General features: G+C 70.5%; 15 protein-coding genes. 9 read left to right on the top strand and 6 right to left on the bottom strand.

The features are described from left to right. Positions 1–23 precede the first annotated feature (23 nt). Positions 24–905 (top strand): PaaX family transcriptional regulator, encoded by an 882-nt coding sequence (locus O1Q96_RS27215; protein ID WP_419586955.1) that lies wholly within the window; start codon positions 24–26, stop codon positions 903–905. Positions 906–1,064: 159 nt separating this feature from the next. Then, positions 1,065–1,400 (top strand): inner-membrane translocator, encoded by a 336-nt coding sequence (locus tag O1Q96_RS27210; RefSeq protein WP_269250650.1) that lies wholly within the window; start codon positions 1,065–1,067, stop codon positions 1,398–1,400. Between the two features lie 56 nt (positions 1,401–1,456). On the opposite strand, the gene O1Q96_RS27205 is transcribed toward O1Q96_RS27210, so the two are convergent. Together O1Q96_RS27205 and O1Q96_RS27200 are read right to left on the bottom strand one after the other, a co-directional pair. Continuing rightward, on the bottom strand, positions 1,457–1,672 hold the full coding sequence (locus tag O1Q96_RS27205) for a tautomerase family protein (RefSeq protein WP_269250649.1): 216 nt from the start codon (positions 1,670–1,672) through the stop codon (positions 1,457–1,459). 53 nt (positions 1,673–1,725) lie between these two features. Further along, the gene (locus O1Q96_RS27200; RefSeq protein ID WP_269250648.1) at positions 1,726–2,508 is read right to left on the bottom strand and encodes an SDR family oxidoreductase; all 783 of its coding nucleotides are present in this window, start codon (positions 2,506–2,508) and stop codon (positions 1,726–1,728) included. 171 nt (positions 2,509–2,679) lie between these two features. On the opposite strand from O1Q96_RS27200, the gene O1Q96_RS27195 reads away from it, so the two are divergent. Beyond that, a complete protein-coding gene (locus O1Q96_RS27195) occupies positions 2,680–3,540 on the top strand; it encodes a helix-turn-helix transcriptional regulator (protein ID WP_269250647.1) in 861 nt (286 codons plus the stop codon). Between the two features lie 103 nt (positions 3,541–3,643). Here the strand turns inward: O1Q96_RS27195 and O1Q96_RS27190 are convergent, their stop codons facing one another. From O1Q96_RS27190 to O1Q96_RS27175, 4 genes are all read right to left on the bottom strand, one after another. After that, positions 3,644–3,955: an NIPSNAP family protein gene (locus tag O1Q96_RS27190; protein WP_269250646.1), complete on the bottom strand. Its 312-nt coding sequence runs from the start codon at positions 3,953–3,955 to the stop codon at positions 3,644–3,646. A gap of 173 nt (positions 3,956–4,128) precedes the next feature. Beyond that, positions 4,129–4,692, bottom strand: a complete 564-nt coding sequence (locus O1Q96_RS27185) for a hypothetical protein (RefSeq protein ID WP_269250645.1) — start codon at positions 4,690–4,692, stop codon at positions 4,129–4,131. Further along, on the bottom strand, positions 4,689–5,315 hold the full coding sequence (locus tag O1Q96_RS27180; protein ID WP_269250644.1) for an RNA polymerase sigma factor: 627 nt from the start codon (positions 5,313–5,315) through the stop codon (positions 4,689–4,691). The genes O1Q96_RS27185 and O1Q96_RS27180 overlap by 4 nt, the downstream gene beginning before the upstream one ends. Positions 5,316–5,976: 661 nt before the next feature. Beyond that, positions 5,977–6,351 carry a WhiB family transcriptional regulator gene (locus O1Q96_RS27175; RefSeq protein ID WP_269250643.1) on the bottom strand — a complete coding sequence of 125 codons (375 nt, stop codon included), beginning with the start codon at positions 6,349–6,351 and terminating at the stop codon, positions 5,977–5,979. A gap of 581 nt (positions 6,352–6,932) precedes the next feature. Here O1Q96_RS27175 and O1Q96_RS27170 point away from each other — a divergent pair. The 6 genes from O1Q96_RS27170 to O1Q96_RS27145 all read left to right on the top strand — a co-directional run bounded on the left by O1Q96_RS27170 (position 6,933) and on the right by O1Q96_RS27145 (position 15,266). After that, complete coding sequence (locus O1Q96_RS27170; protein ID WP_269250642.1) at positions 6,933–8,015, top strand: GDSL-type esterase/lipase family protein; 1,083 nt, start codon at positions 6,933–6,935, stop codon at positions 8,013–8,015. A gap of 32 nt (positions 8,016–8,047) precedes the next feature. Continuing rightward, positions 8,048–9,682 carry a cellulase family glycosylhydrolase gene (locus tag O1Q96_RS27165; RefSeq protein ID WP_269250641.1) on the top strand — a complete coding sequence of 545 codons (1,635 nt, stop codon included), beginning with the start codon at positions 8,048–8,050 and terminating at the stop codon, positions 9,680–9,682. A gap of 406 nt (positions 9,683–10,088) precedes the next feature. Beyond that, on the top strand, positions 10,089–11,729 hold the full coding sequence (gene pgm, locus O1Q96_RS27160; protein WP_331276112.1) for a phosphoglucomutase (alpha-D-glucose-1,6-bisphosphate-dependent): 1,641 nt from the start codon (positions 10,089–10,091) through the stop codon (positions 11,727–11,729). 389 nt (positions 11,730–12,118) lie between these two features. After that, positions 12,119–12,454 carry an ArsR/SmtB family transcription factor gene (locus O1Q96_RS27155; RefSeq protein ID WP_269250639.1) on the top strand — a complete coding sequence of 112 codons (336 nt, stop codon included), beginning with the start codon at positions 12,119–12,121 and terminating at the stop codon, positions 12,452–12,454. Continuing rightward, positions 12,455–13,162 carry a cation efflux transmembrane domain-containing protein gene (locus O1Q96_RS27150; RefSeq protein ID WP_269250638.1) on the top strand — a complete coding sequence of 236 codons (708 nt, stop codon included), beginning with the start codon at positions 12,455–12,457 and terminating at the stop codon, positions 13,160–13,162. A 535-nt stretch (positions 13,163–13,697) separates the two neighbouring features. After that, on the top strand, positions 13,698–15,266 hold the full coding sequence (locus O1Q96_RS27145) for an alpha/beta hydrolase (RefSeq protein WP_269250637.1): 1,569 nt from the start codon (positions 13,698–13,700) through the stop codon (positions 15,264–15,266). The last annotated feature ends 145 nt before the right edge of the window (positions 15,267–15,411 follow it).

The raw sequence follows: 15,411 nt of genomic DNA, 5'->3' as shown, positions 1-15,411 counted from the left end.
CGGGCGGCCGTACGCTTGCCACCGTGGCGGACGACGACATTCTGTACAGCCCGGACAGCTCGGACACCGGCAGACCGGAGAGCGACGGCTCGGACGCTCCACAGCTGCGCCCCCAGTCCCTCATGCTCGCCTTCTTCGGCAACCACGTGCTGGAGGAGGGGGATCTGTGTGTCTACTCGGGCAGCATCATCGACGTCCTCGGCCGCGTCGGCGTCGGCGAGCACGCAGTGCGCTCCACCCTGACCCGCATGGCCAACCGGGGCCTGCTGCGGCGCCGGCGGGAGGGCCGCAGGATGTACTTCGGCCTCACCCCGCAGGTGACCCGTGTCCTGGAGGACGGCCGCACGCGTATCTGGAAGCAGGGCGCGGTCGACGACGACTGGGACGGCACCTGGACACAGCTGGCCTTCTCGCTCCCCGACTCCTGGAAACGCCAGCGCCACGACCTGCGCTCACGGCTCGCCTGGTCCGGGTTCGGCGCGCTGTACAGCGGGCTGTGGATCGCCCCGGGGGACGTCGACGTCTCCGCCGTCGTCGCGGAGCTCGGACTCACCGACCATGTCAAGATCTTCCACGCCCGCGCGGACGCGGCCACCGACATCGGACTGATGATCCGCGACACCTGGGACCTGGGGAGCATCGCGGCCCGCTACGTCACCTTCGACAAACGCTGGGCCGCCCACCTGGACGCGGGGGCCGCGGACGACCCGATCGGGATCCGGCTGCGACTGGTCAGCGAATGGCTCGGCACCATCCGTGCGGACCCCAGACTGCCCGCTCAGCACCTTCCCCCCGACTGGCCGGCCCGCGCCGCCCAGCTGACCTTCCGGCGCATCGCGCAACAGACCGAGGCGCCCGCGCTGCGCATGGCCCGCGAACTGCTGGACACCGTCCCGCCGCGGTAGGCAGGGCGCCGCCGCGACCGTCGAGGCGGTCACGGTCTTCGGGGACGCGAGCGCCGGGGCCACCCGACACCGGGACGGGACATCAAGCCCGGAGTACACCCGGGTTGCGGATTGGCGACGGCCCGTTTGGAGGCATGCGTTCCGCACGACCGTACGGACATGCCACCACTCGCCGACAAGCGGTCCTTCGACTGGAAAGACGCGCTCATCTCGGGCTGCATCCTTCTGCTCGTGCTCGTGGCGGATGCGGTGGCCGTGGCCGCAGTGGTCATCGTGCTCGCGGTCCGGGCGTTGGGTTGGTTGGACGCCGGCCTCGTTCCAGAGGCAGGTCCGCCGCCCGCGGACTGGACACCGGTACTGGGCTTCGGCGGCCTGGCACTGGTGATCGCCGCGACGGGCGTCGTCATGCTGCGGCTCGAGCAACGAGTGGTGGGCGTGGTCCAGTTGGTGATCGGCGTCGCCCTGGCGGGCAACGCGCTGCGGTTCTGGCCCTGACCCAGGGGGTGGCCAGTGGCCCCGGCGGGCCACGGCATTTCATGACGGCGCCGCGATCAGCTCTCCGGAGTCTGCTGCAGCTCGGCGAGGGTCAGTACCTTCCCGCCGATTCCCCAGCCGCCGTCGGTGACCTCCTCGACCAGAACGAGGGTGGTGGCCCGGGCGCGCTCGCCGTAGATGTCGGCGTAGAGCTCGGTGGTCCGGGTGATGATCTCTTCCTTCTGCTTCTCGGTGAGGGTGTCGGCGGGGACCTTGAAGTTCGCGAACGGCATGAGGGTTCTCTCCGGTGCGTTGTGGGGTGTGCTGCCTGCGGTGGGCAGGGGGGTCAGATGATGCCGCCGTTGGCCCGGATGACCTGGCCGTTGATCCAGTGGCCGGCAGGCGACACGAGGAACGCGACGGTCTCGGCAATGTCGGTCGGCGTGCCGAGCCGTTCCAGTGGCGGCTGGGCGGCCAGCCCGGCGACCGTCTCCTCGTCCTTGCCGTCGAGGAACAGGTCGGTGGCGGTGGGGCCGGGCGCGACGGCGTTCACGGTCACGTCCCGGCCGCGCAACTCCCGGGCCAGGATGAGCGTCACCGCCTCGACCGCGCCCTTGCTCGCGCTGTAGGCGCCGTAGCCGGGGAACGCCAGGCCCACCACGGACGTGGAGAACGTGACGATCGCCCCGCCCCGGCGCACCGTGCGGGCCGCCTGCTGGGCGACGACGAAGGTGCCGCGGATGTTGGTGCGGTGCAGCGCGTCCAGATCCGTCAGGTCCAGGTCGGCGATGAGCGCCGTATGGGCGCGGCCGGCCGCGTGGACGACGACGTCGACACCGCCGTACTCCGACGCGGCGGTGTCGAACAGTGCCGCCACCGCCTGCTCGTCGGCGACGTCGGCGCGTACGGCGATGGCCCGGCTGCCGGCAGCAATGACCTCTTCGACGACGGACTCGGCCTGGTGCCGGTCGTTCGCGTAGCCGACCACGACCGCGAAGCCGTCGGCGGCCAGCCGGGTCGCGCTCTGGCGGCCGATGCCCCGGGAGCCGCCGGTGACGACGGCGACGCGCGGACGGCCAGGGCCGTGGTCGGATGTGCTGTGGCTTGCCACGGGATTCGAGGTGTGCATGGGGACTCCGGGTGCGAGGAACGAGTGGAGGAGACGGCGGGCCCCGATCCGTCGGTGCGGCCCGCCGTGCCCACCACGTTCGTCCGATGCGGGGCAACCAGCCAGGGCTCTGCGCACCCTGGGGTTGCCGTCCCCTGGCTCCGCCGCCGCGAGCTGAGTGATGATGAGTGGGTGAACCTTGCCGAACTCGCCGCGTTCCTGAGGTCCCGGCGCGACCGCGTGCGGCCCTCCGATGTCGGATTGCCCACCGGGCCGCGCCGCCGGGTCCCCGGTCTGCGGCGCGAGGAGGTCGCCCAGCTGGCCGGCCTGTCGGCGGACTACTACACGGAGCTCGAACGCGGAGGCGACGTCCAGCCCTCGGCACAGGTGCTGGCCGCGCTGGCACGAGCCCTGCGCCTCGGAGGCGACGAACGCGACCACCTGTTCCACCTCGCCGACCGGCCCGTCCCCTCTGTGGCCCATGCCCCGAACGCGCATGCGCAGCCGGCCCTCCTCGGCCTCCTCGACCGGCTCACCACGACGCCCGCGCAGATCATCACCGACCTGCACGAGACCCTCGTGCAGAACGAGCTCGCGGCCGCACTGGTCGGCCGCGCGTCCGAGCGCCGCGGGGCGGCGAGGAGCTTCCTCCACCGCTGGTTCACCGACCCCGCCTCCCGCACGCTGTACCCGGCTGAGGACCACCCGCAGCACTCCCGGGCCTTCGTGGCCGACCTCCGGGCCGTCGCCGCCCGGCGCGGCAGCGACCCGGAAGTCGCCGGAACGGTGGCCGATCTACGCAGGCGCAGTGACGAGTTCGCCGCCTTGTGGGACACGCGCGATGTCGCCCTGCGGCGGACCGACCACAAACGCATCGTCCACTCGACGCTCGGCGTCATAGAACTCGACTGCCACAGTCTGTTCAGCGAGGACGGACGCCAGCGCCTGCTGTGGTTCAGCGCCCCACCCGGTACCGAGGGTGCCGCCCAACTGGAGCTGCTCCGGGTCATCGGAACGCAGGACATGTCCGCCGGCGAGAGCACGTTCCGGTAGAGGGCCGTCGAGCGCCCGACACGGCGGAGGACCGGGCCGCCGAGCGACCGCTCGCCCTGCGCACAGCTGCTCGGCACGGTCACACCGAGGGCCTCTCCCCGGCCTAGGCCACCTGGTCGAGCGGCCGGAGGAATCGGCGCTCGTACCGCTTGATGCACCGAGTGCTCCGAGCCAGCTCGAACGCCGCCAGGCATTCCGGATCGGACATGCTGTCCGTGCGGTACTGCTCGTACGTGGCGAGGCTGGGGAACGAGAAGAGGGCGTACGCGATGTCGCTGTCGCCCTCACTCGGCAGGAAGTAGCCGTGGTGCGTTCCGCCGAATCGGTTGACGAGCCCGATCCAGCGCCGACCGTATTCCTCGAAGTCCGCGAGCTTGTCGGCGTCGATCTCGTACGTGAGATGAATGGTGATCATGTCTGCATTGTCGCCGGGGGCGGGTGGCGGCCCTGCCCGACCCCGGCCCGGACCTCCGGGGCGCAAGCCACCGCGGACGTGCGCACCATCGCGCCGGTGACCACGCCGGTTCCGACGGACATGCTGAGCCGGCATCAGCCCGGCTCAGCAACGCCGACGGCTGCGCGCCTCCGCTACCGGAGCTCGGCAGGCACCTTGAAGTGCACCTCTTTGCAGGGCGGGATCTTCCCGTTGAACATCCTCAAGGTCACCACAGAACCCACCCCGTCCTTCGGCGGCGTCGGATTCTCCAGGGCCAGGGAGTCTCCGGGGCGGAACGTGACCTTCACCCTGCCTCCGTCATGAGGGAAATACAGCTCCTTCGGGAGCAGGCCCTTGTTGCGCGACTTCGCGCAGGTGAATCCATTCCCGGGTTTGCCTATGATCACGTGGATGCCTTCGGCGCGCAGGTGCTCGGCCAGCTTCTCCTGCTGGTCCCCGCTCGTCACGGATTCGCCCATGGTGAGCGTGACGCTGCCGTCCGGGTTTCGCTCGATGGCGTAGGCCGAGGATCCGCCCGTCGCTGACGGCAGGGCGACCGCCACGCCTGCCGCGACGGCGCACGCAGCGACGGTGACCAGGGCGCGCCGCGGTGTGACCCTGCGGCGGGGTGCGGGCTCAGGCCGCTCGTCGGCCCTGAGGGTGATCTCGTGCTTGAGTTCGTCCAGGAGACGGTCTTCGAAGGTCTTGGTGCTCATGCTTCTCCCCCTGCGTAGGTGAGGCCTGCCTGATCGGTCGTCGACGGTGCCGTAGACCCTGAGGTGCGGGACGCGGCCGACGTGCGGGAGGCAGCCGGTTTCCGGCCGGTCCCCGCGTCGGCGGCCGCGGGGCGCAGCGCCCTGCGTGCCCTGTGCAGCCGCACCCGGGCGGTGACCCGGCGTATCCCCAGCGCCTCGGCGGCCTCGGCGACGGTGAGCTGGTCGACGGCGACGAGTTCGATCACCGCGCGCTCACCGTCGGCAAGGCCGTCGAGGGCGGTCAGGGCTCGGCGCCCCGCCTGCTCGGCGTCGAGCTTCTCCTCCAGCCGGTCGATGTCGTCGCCGTCCAGCAGCCGTCGGCCGGCGACCCGGCTGCCGAGCACGTTCTGGCGCGCACTTCGCCGGGCCTCCGCCGCCACCACGTTGCGCGCGATGCCGTACAGCCACGCCGTCTCGGTCCCGAGCTCGGGACGATAGGCACGGGCCGAGTCGATCACGGAGAGGAAGGTCTCGGCGGTCAGATCCGCGACGGTGTGCGGGTCGGCGACCCGCCGGGCCATGAACCGTGTGACGGCGTCGACATGGCGGCGATAGAAGATCTCGAACGCCGCGGGATCGTACATTCCTCCCGGCGGACCGCCCCGGCTTGTCCTGTCCGGTTCCAAGGTGCGCACCTCTCGTCGTCGGTCGTGCTGTCACTCCTACTTGGTCCGGCGCAGGGAAAGCGTTACAGGACCGGCTCGACGGGTGGTGTTCGTGGGGTACTTGTCAGTTGTCTGAGCGTGGTCCTGACCAAGTGGTCGGCGTGCACGGCGATCCACAGGGCGTGGAGACGAATCCTGACCAGAAGCGAGAAGCGCTCCCGGTCCTTGCGGCAGCTCAGTACTCAGTAGGGGCCGAGCAGCGTCATCGGCACGGTCATCACTACGAGCGCAGGAGGGAGTTGCTGCTGGGGCATGAGACCGAGGCCGACGACGGGTCTGCCGTCTGCGCGGTTCCGGAGCCGCTGTGCGCGGCTCTGGCGCGTGCGGGAAGGAACCGGCTCCGAACGACGCCTGTCGCGTGGGCCGAGAATGTCTCCGAACCGGACGACAACATCGCGTGGGCCAGTGTCGTGGACTTCCTTGGTCGCCTGCTCGGCGCCTTCCGGGAAGGGCGCGTCGCCGCCCGCCGGAGAGTCGGGCCGACCTGCGGAACGAGGGCACCGACCGGGTGGGTGGGCGCCACGTCACGCCAGGGAGAGGACACCGCCTGGCCGCAGGGCCAGGCGGTCGTGACCACAGGTCAGCAGGCCTCGTGCAGCACGCGGGCCGCACCACTGGCCTCGACATCGGCGCGGGCCTGCTGCTCGTGCTCCTGACGGGCGGTTTCCAGAAGGCGATGCCACGACGTCACGGTCGGACGGCGGCGCAGGAGTGCTCGGCGTTCGCGCTCGGTCGTCCCGCCCCAGACGCCGTGCTCGATGCGGTTGTCCAGAGCGTAGGCCAGGCATTCCGTGCGTACGACGCAGCCGTTGCACACGATCTTCGCGCGATTCTGCGCGGCGCCCTCGACGAACAGCTCTTCCGGCTCGGCACTCTTGCACAGTCCGCGCTCGCTCCAGGCGGTTTCCGATATCACCTCGGTGCCGTCCTCTCCCCAGATCCGGCCTGCTGCCAAGCATTGGCTACATATGGCAGGCATCTGACAGTACGGCAGCGGAACCCGGCGCGTTCAGCAGCAGACTGATCTGCACACCTTCGAGTGGCCCGGGCTTGCCACGGGGGAGACAAGGCGCTAGCGATCGAACGGGGGTGCGAGGGCGAGTCTTTGCCGTGCGCGGCGACCGGCGAGCGCGTTCGGGTCCCGGGGCCGGCTTACGGAGCCAAGCATTCCTGTGAATGTCAGGGGGTGGACAGCGTTCTGGCGGACGGCGGTCATGTCCGGGCCGGCGCGCGAACGGCAGGCCCGCCTCGGCCCTGCGGCCCTCCCGCGCGGACCAGGCCGGTCTCGTAGGCGATCACGACGATCCCGGCCCAGTCCCACGCTTCCATTCCGGCCGGCCTCTCGTCGTTGGCCGTTCGCAGACACTTGCGGCTACGGCGATCGCAGCAGACGGGGCGGCGTGCCGGATTTCCTTGCCCAGAACACGCCGTTGACCTGGGAGTACCAGAAATCCCTCGACCTGGTTATTGACGTGCTACTGACAAACTGGCCTGATGTTATGGGAGCGCTCCCACCTACTCGGGGAAGGGATCATCATGCGCAACACCCGGCACGTGTCGTTCTTACGCATTCTGCTGGCCACACTTCTGCTGGCTCTCGGCATGGCACTCGCACCGCCGGCCGCATCGGCCTCCGCGGCGGCCCCGGTACGCGTCATGCCGCTGGGTGACTCGATCACCGGCTCGCCGGGCTGTTGGAGGGCCCTGCTGTGGAACCGGCTGCAGAGCACCGGCTACACGAACACCGACTTCGTCGGCACCCTCGGTCATCAGGGCTGCGCCCAGGCGCACGACGGCGACAACGAAGGCCACGGTGGCGAGTTGGTGACCAACGTGGCGGATCAGAACCTGCTCCCCGCCCGGCTCTCGGCGACGCGTCCAGACATCGTTGTCATGCACTTCGGCACGAACGACGTGTGGAGCAGCATCGCCCCCGACCGCATCCTCGCCGCCTACACCACACTGGTGCAGCAGATGCGGGCGTCCAACCCGGACATGAAGATCCTCGTCGCGCAGCTCATCCCGATGAATCCCACCAACTGCACCGGCTGCACCCAGCGGGTCGTCGACTTCAACGCACGGATCCCCGACTGGGCCCGGGCGGCGAACACCAGCCGCTCTCCCGTGGCAGTCGTCGATCAGTGGACGGGCTTCAGCACAGCCGCCGACACCTATGACGGCGTGCACCCTTCCGCCACCGGTGACGAGAAGATCGCCGCCCGCTGGTACCCGGCCCTGACCGCGGCCCTCGACCAGAGCGGGCCCGGCGACCCCGGTGACCCGGGTGGCGAAGACCCTGCCTGCGTGGCCACCTTCCGGGCCGTCTCGTCCTGGCAGGGCGGCCACCAGGGCGAGGTGACGGTGACCAACGCCTCCGCCTCCCGTGTCTCGGGCTGGACCGCGACCGTCGTGCCGCCCGAGGGTGTACGGCTCACCCAGATCTGGAACGGCAGCCTCACCACGGCCGCCGACGGCAGGGCCACTGTCACCAACGTGGCGTGGAACGCCACCCTGGCCCCTGGCGCGAGCGCCGTCTTCGGCTACATCGCCACCAGCCCGGCCTCGGCCGGCACCCCCGCGGCCACCGTCACCTGCACGGCACGGGCCACCGCCTCCTGAACGCCTCGGCCCCCCCACCTCCTGGAGTCGCCATGAGATCCCGCACCCGCACCACTTTGCGCGTGGCAGCCGTCGTGGCCGCCCTTCTGGGCCTCCTCGTCCCCCTGCTCGGCTTCAGCACCCCGGCCCAGGCCGCGCCCACCGGCTTCCGCGTCCAGAACGGCCGACTGCTGGAGGCCTCCGGGAACGACTTCGTGATGCGTGGCGTCAACCACGCCCACACCTGGTACCCCGACCGCATCAGCTCCTTCGCCCACATCAAGGCCAAGGGGGCCAACACCGTCCGCGTGGTCCTCGCCAGCGGTGACCGCTGGACCCGCAACGACACCGCCGACGTGGCGAACGTCGTCTCCCAGTGCAAGCAGAACCGGCTCATCTGCGTGCTGGAGGTCCACGACACCACGGGCTACGGCGAGCAGAGCGGCGCGGCCACCCTCGCACGCGCGGCCGACTACTGGATCAGCGTGAAGAGTGCCCTGACCGGCCAGGAGAACCACGTCATCGTCAACATCGGCAACGAGCCGTACGGAAACTCCAACTACACGGCGTGGACGGCCGACACCAAGGCCGCCATCCAGAAGCTGCGCAACGGCGGGTTCAACCACACGATCATGGTGGACGCGCCCAACTGGGGCCAGGACTGGGCGTTCACCATGCGGGACAACGCGGCCTCGGTGTTCGCCGCCGACCCGGACCGCAACACGGTCTTCTCCGTCCACATGTACGGCGTCTTCAACACGGCAGCGAAGGTCAACGACTACCTGAACCGATTCGTTGCCGCGAAACTCCCCATCGTGGTGGGCGAGTTCGGTCACGACCACTCCGACGGCAACCCTGACGAGGATGCCATCCTGGCCACCACGCAGCAGTTGGGCCTCGGTCATCTCGGCTGGTCGTGGAGCGGCAACAGCAGCGACGTCGGATACCTGGACATGGTCACCGGCTTCGACCCCAACCAGCTCACCAGCTGGGGCCGGCGCCTCTTCGACGGCGCGAACGGCATCGCCGCCACTTCCAAGGAGGCCGCGATCTACTCCGGCGGCGGAGGAGGGGACACCACACCCCCGACCGCTCCGGGAACACCGACCGCCTCGGACGTGACCTCGTCGTCGGCCAGACTGACCTGGGCAGCCGCCACCGACGCGACCGGGGTCACGGGCTATGACGTGGTGCGGACCGGCGGCGCGGAGACCGTCGTGACCTCCGCGACCGGCACCTCCGTCACCCTCACCGGACTCGCACCGGCGACGTCCTACACCTGGGCCGTCTACGCCCGCGACGCCGCCGGCAACCGATCGCCGCGCTCCGGCACGGTGACGGTCACGACGTCCTCCGGCGGCTCCTCGGCGTCCTGCGGCATCGGCTACAAGGTGACGAGCCAGTGGGCGGGCGGCTTCCAGGGCGAGATCGTGATCCGTAACACCGGCACCTCGGCGATCAACGGCTGGACGCTGCGCTGGACCTTTCCCGACAGCCAGCGCATCAGCAACCTCTGGGGTGGAACGGCGACGCAGAGCGGCGCCGAGGCCACCGTGACCTCCGTGTCGTACACGGCGGCGATCCCCGCGGCGGGCTCGGTCACCCTCGGCTTCACGGCTTCCCGGGGGACGACGAACCCAAGTCCCACCGCTTTCACCCTCAACACGGCGAACTGCTCCGTGGCCTGACCACTGAGCCGGGAAGGTGGCGCGTGCAGCCGACGGACGCCGCGTCCCCGGGAACAGCCGGGTCCCCGTGGCGGCCGCCGGTGCCCGCCTGGAGCAGCGGATCGATACTGCCCTGCGGCAGGAGTGCGAGATCAGCCACACGATGTTCGAGGTCCTCATCAGGCTCTGCCGGCAGCCGGAGACGGGGGTCTCGCAGCGCCGGCTCGCCGACGACCTCACGCTCACCAGCGGCGGCGTCACCCGCCTGGTCGACCGAACGGAGCAGGCCGCTCTGGTCCGGCGTACGCCGTCACCCGGCTCGGGGCCGGCCCGCCGGCCCCGAGCGCCGAGGTCCCTCGCATGTCTGCGCCGTGACGAGGAAAGATGGGGTGTTGAGCGTCGGACCGAGCCATGCGGAGGAACGGACATGCAGCATGAACGAGCGGGTCGGCCAGCCGATCCGGAAGACCTCGTCGACATCGCGCGGCTTGTCACCGCGTACTACTCGCTGCACCCCGACCCGGCCGATCCGGCGCAGCGCGTGGCGTTCGGTACGTCGGGGCACCGTGGATCGTCCCTGAACACGGCGTTCAACGAGGACCACATCGCCGCGACCAGCCAGGCGATCTGCGAGTACCGCAGCGGGCAGGGCACCGACGGGCCCCTCTTCCTCGGCGCCGACACGCACGCCCTGTCCGAGCCCGCCCGCGTCACCGCGCTGGAGGTGTTCGCCGCCAACGACGTGAGCGTGCTCATCGATGCCGCCGACGGCTACACGCCCACCCCGGCGGTCTCGCACGCCATCCTCGCCCACAACCGCGGCCGCACGACCGGCCTCGCGGACGGGGTGGTCGTCACCCCCTCGCACAATCCGCCCGCGGACGGCGGCTTCAAGTACAACCCACCCAACGGCGGTCCCGCCGGCTCCGACGCGACCTCCTGGATCCAGGACCGCGCCAACGAGATCATCGCGGCGGGACTCAAGGACGTACGCCGCATCCCGCACGCCCGGGCTCTCAGCGCCCCCGGCACCGGCCGTCACGACTTCCTCGGGAGCTATGTCGCCGACCTGCCCGCCGTCCTGGACCTGGACGCCATCCGCTCCGCCGGCGTGCGCATCGGCGCCGACCCGCTCGGCGGGGCCTCTGTCGCCTACTGGGGCCGGATCGCCGAGCAGCACCGGCTCGACCTGACCGTGGTCAACCCGCTCGCCGACCCCACCTGGCGTTTCATGACGCTGGACTGGGACGGCAAGATCCGCATGGACTGCTCGTCGCCGTACGCGATGGCCTCCCTCATCGAGCAGCGCGACCGCTTCCAGATCGCCACGGGCAATGACGCCGACGCCGACCGGCACGGCATCGTCACCCCGGACGGGGGTCTGATGAACCCCAACCACTACCTGGCCGCCGCCATCGCCTACCTGTACGCGCACCGCGAGCAGTGGTCCCCCCGCACCGGCATCGGCAAGACGCTGGTGTCGTCCTCCATGATCGACCGTGTCGCCGCCGACCTCGGCCGGCGACTCGTCGAGGTGCCCGTCGGCTTCAAGTGGTTCGTGGACGGGCTGGTCGACGGCTCGCTCGGGTTCGGCGGCGAGGAATCGGCAGGCGCCTCCTTCCTGCGTCACGACGGCTCGGTATGGACCACCGACAAGGACGGCATCATCCTGGCGCTGCTCGCCTCCGAGATCACCGCCGTCACCGGGAAGACCCCCTCCGAGCACTACGCGGCCCTGACCTCACGCTTCGGCGATCCGGCATACGCCCGCATCGACGCCCCGGCGACCCGCGAGGAGAAGGCGCTGCTCGCCAAGCTCTCGCCCGCGCAGGTCACCGCGGACACGCTGGCTGGCGAGGCGGTCACCGGTGTCCTCACCGAGGCCCCCGGCAACGGCGCGGCCATCGGGGGCATCAAGGTGACCACCGAGAACGCCTGGTTCGCGGCCCGCCCTTCGGGCACCGAGGACGTCTACAAGATCTACGCCGAGTCGTTCCAGGGGCCCGACCACCTGCGGCGGGTCCAGGAAGAGGCCAAGGACGTGGTGACGGCGGCCCTCGGCGGCTGACCGCTTGGACGCGAGCGGGATTCGGGCGACGGCCGGGATGCAGGCGACGGTGAAGCGGAAGGCGCCCGGACTCCCGACCGGCGTCACCTGCCGCTTCTCGCGCAAGGGACCGGGCGCCCGGGGTGAAGAAGGGTGGGACCGGAACCGGGGCCGCTGCCGTGCATCTCGGCGGGCGGCCCCGGGCGGCGTACTCCGGATCACCCCCGGGCCCTGCGCGGCCCCTATGCACACAGCCGCCGATCCGCCCCGGTTCGCCGCCGTCGCTCAACGTCTTGGAAGCACGGGTGTCGACCGGCCGCGACCTGCGTGCCACCTGGCCGGACGCTCAGTGACGTCGTACCTGAGGGTTCACGATTCCTTGAATTCAGGATTCGATGTACTGTCGTGCCGTGCTGACTCTCGCTGCCGACATCGAGGTGCTGGCGCGGTTCGGCCGCGCGCTCGCCGACCCGATCCGCTGCCGCATCCTTCTCGCCCTGAGTGAGGCCCCGGCCTATCCCGCCGCTCTCGCGGACACCCTGCAGATCTCCCGCACCCGGCTGTCCAACCACCTCGCGTGTCTGCGCGACTGCGGACTGGTCGTCACCGTCCCCGACGGCCGCCGCACCCGCTACGAGCTCGCCGACGAGCGACTCGGACACGCTCTGGACGACTTGCGCAACGCGGTGGTCGCCGTCGACGCGGACCGCAACTGCCCCGACGCCGCAGAGAAGGGGTGCTGCTGAGTGGCCGCGGCATCCCTCGGTCCCAGCCCGATCCGGCGTGACGAACTGACCCGACGCATACGCCTGTTGGTCGCAGCGACCATCACCTACAACGTCGTCGAGGCGATCGTCGCCATCACCGCGGGCACCATCGCCTCCTCCACCGCGCTGGTCGGCTTCGGCCTCGACTCCGTGATCGAGGTCTCCTCCGCCGCGGCGGTCGCCTGGCAGTTCTCAGCCGGTGACCACGCGGTGCGCGAAGCCCGGGAGAAGCGGACGCTGCGGATCATCGCCGTCTCCTTCTTCGCCCTCGCGCTCTACGTCACCATCGACTCCGTACGCGCGCTGACGGGCGGCGCCGGTGAAGCCGGTCAATCGGTGACCGGCATCGTCCTCGCCGCCCTCTCGCTGGCCGTGATGCCCTTCCTGTCCGCCGCCCAACGCAGGGCGGGGCGTGAACTCGGCTCGGCCTCCGCCGTCGCCGACTCCAAGCAGACCCTGCTCTGCACCTACCTCTCCGCGATCCTCCTCATCGGCCTGCTCGCCAACCTGCTGTTCGGCTGGTCCTGGGCCGACCCGGTCGCAGCTCTCGCCATCGCCGCCATCGCCGCCAAGGAGGGGCGCGACGCGTGGCAGGGCAAGGGCTGCTGCGCCCCATCCGTCGGCCACGCATCTGTCCACGACGCAGCGGACACCTGTGGTTGCGCCGCGGGCTGCACCTGCTGCTGACCCGACCGCCCACGGCAGGCCCGCAGGACCGGTACAGGCGACGAACCCTGTGCCGAGCACCATCCGCGGACCGTCACGACCCACCCCGGACAGCCCTGCTCGACATGTCGACGTCAGCTCGTGCGGGGCCAGTTGTGGACCGCCGAGCACGGATCCCGTCGTCCCGCCCCGGGCTTTGGCCACCGCCACCCTCCACGGGCATCGGCCGCCGACGCGACGAGCGCACCAACTGCCTCCGGAGCGTGGCGAGATCACGCAGATGGAACGACACCCGGTCATCCTTTTGTCATTTCCATGCCGGGTGAGCTAAACATTCCTCGACTCACCTTGACCAGTGAGTTCTTGGCGGCACATCAGCCTGAGGGGAAAACACTCAGTGACAACGTCACATCATGACTCGCCCGACCAGGGCAACAGACCGACGCGCCGGTTCGGGCGCCGGTCCGGTTCGCCGGCACGCGCAGGCCTTACGCGTCTGAGGATCGTCGGGGCCGCGCTGACCGCTCTCGTCGTCGCCGGGACAGGTTCCCAGGCGATGGCAGTCCAGACGACCGGCGCGTCCCGGACGAATCCGGCGGTTTCGCGGGAGGAAGCTCCGCCGGTGCCCTCGCTCGCCTGGTCCGACTGTCAGGGCGGCTTCGAGTGCGCGAGCGCAGAGGTGCCGCTCGACTACCGTGACCCGCAGGGCCGCACCATCACCCTGGCGGTGATCCGCAAGAAGGCTGCGGACCAGACGAAGCGCAAGGGCACCCTCTTCATGCAGCCCGGCGGCCCCGGCAACTCCGGGGTGGACTTCGTCCGCGGCAACTACGCGAACCTGCCGGCCGCACTGCGCGACTCGTTCGACGTCTTCGGCTACGACGTCCGCGGCGTCGGACGCAGCTCACCGCTCCAGTGCTTCGACGACCAGCGGTACACCAAGGCCGTCACCGACGCCAAGGGTGCCCCGGGCCCGGACGCGTTCGGCCCGGCCGTGCGCGAGGCCGCGGAGTTCAACCAGGCCTGTCTGGACAACTCGGGCGACCTGCTGCCGTACGTGGGCACCGAGTACGTCGCCCGCGACATCGACCTGCTGCGCCAGGCGCTGGGCGAGGACCAACTCACCTACTACGGCCGGTCGTTCGGCTCGTACATCGGTACCGTCTACGCCGCCATGTTCCCGAAGCGGGTGCGTGCCCTGGCCCTCGACGGCGCGTACGACCCGGAGCGCTACGCCAACCAGCCGTACGCCTACGACAAGTCCCAGTACCTGGCCCTGGACGGCGCGATGAGCCGCTTCCTCGACTGGTGCAAGGCCGACCAGGCCACCTGCGGGTTCGGTGACGGCGACCCCCGGGCCGCGTTCGAGAAGCTCAAGCGCGACCTGGACGCCAACCCCGTGCCGACCGCCAACGGCGGCCAGGCGAACGGCTACACCCTCGTGTATCGCCTGATGTTCAACATCAACTCGGGCAAGGTCATCTGGCCCTCGTTCGGCGAGGCCCTGCGCAAGGCCCAGCAGCGTGACACCAGCTCCTTCCTGCTCCGGCCGCCGTCCCCGGCCAGCTTCGACTTCCTGGGCCCGAACGTGGTCGTCGAGTGCGTGGACAAGGACTACCCGCGCGACCAGCGCCGGCTCGAGCGGAACGTCAAGTCCTTCGCCGAGGCGGCGCCGCTGCTCGGCCCGGCCATGGCCTTCGGACCGCCGACCTACGACCACCAGCACGCCACGGCCTGCGCCCAGTGGCCCGTCGAGCGGGTCAGCCGCTACGACGGTTCCTTCCGGGCGAAGGGCTCGGCGCCCATCCTCGTCGTCGGCACCACCGGCGACCCGGACACCCCCTACCAGGACGCGGTGGCCCTGTCCCGTCAGCTCCAGAACGGCAGGCTGCTCACGTTCCAGGCCGAGGGGCACACCGCCTTCGGCCGCAGTGCCTGCGCGACGGACGCCGTGACGGGCTACCTGGTGGACCTGAAGGTCCCCGCCTCGGGCACGACCTGCGCCGATGAGGCCCAGCCGCCGTCCACGACGCCCAAGGTGGCCCCGCCCGGCACGACGCTCGAAGAACTGCGCAACGGCGTCAACGAACGCATCGACCGCATCGGGACAGCCTCCCTGCGCTGACCCACCCGCACCAACGGCATCTGAGGCGCCGGGCCCTTCGAGGCCCGGCGCCTTCGTCGACTCCCGACCGTGTCGTGTGCTGGGGCTGACCCCACCACCGGCCCGGCAGCCCACCCCATCGCGACGGAGGCCACGCCGCCGACAT

The organism is Streptomyces aurantiacus, assembly GCF_027107535.1.
Taxonomy (GTDB): Bacteria; Actinomycetota; Actinomycetes; order Streptomycetales; family Streptomycetaceae; genus Streptomyces.
Note: the sequence above shows the minus strand (reverse complement) of the source record. Positions and strands in the feature narration are given on the sequence as shown.

Bases quoted from the DNA above. Each gene is read 5' to 3' on its own strand.
- O1Q96_RS27210 (WP_269250650.1), top strand. From the start codon at position 1,065: ATGCCACCACTCGCCGACAAGCGGTCCTTCGACTGGAAAGACGCGCTC.
- O1Q96_RS27205 (WP_269250649.1), bottom strand. From the start codon at position 1,672: ATGCCGTTCGCGAACTTCAAGGTCCCCGCCGACACCCTCACCGAGAAG.
- O1Q96_RS27200 (WP_269250648.1), bottom strand. From the start codon at position 2,508: ATGCACACCTCGAATCCCGTGGCAAGCCACAGCACATCCGACCACGGC.
- O1Q96_RS27190 (WP_269250646.1), bottom strand. From the start codon at position 3,955: ATGATCACCATTCATCTCACGTACGAGATCGACGCCGACAAGCTCGCG.
- O1Q96_RS27185 (WP_269250645.1), bottom strand. From the start codon at position 4,692: ATGAGCACCAAGACCTTCGAAGACCGTCTCCTGGACGAACTCAAGCAC.
- O1Q96_RS27180 (WP_269250644.1), bottom strand. From the start codon at position 5,315: ATGTACGATCCCGCGGCGTTCGAGATCTTCTATCGCCGCCATGTCGAC.
- O1Q96_RS27170 (WP_269250642.1), top strand. From the start codon at position 6,933: ATGCGCAACACCCGGCACGTGTCGTTCTTACGCATTCTGCTGGCCACA.
- O1Q96_RS27165 (WP_269250641.1), top strand. From the start codon at position 8,048: ATGAGATCCCGCACCCGCACCACTTTGCGCGTGGCAGCCGTCGTGGCC.
- pgm (WP_331276112.1), top strand. From the start codon at position 10,089: ATGCAGCATGAACGAGCGGGTCGGCCAGCCGATCCGGAAGACCTCGTC.
- O1Q96_RS27145 (WP_269250637.1), top strand. From the start codon at position 13,698: ATGGCAGTCCAGACGACCGGCGCGTCCCGGACGAATCCGGCGGTTTCG.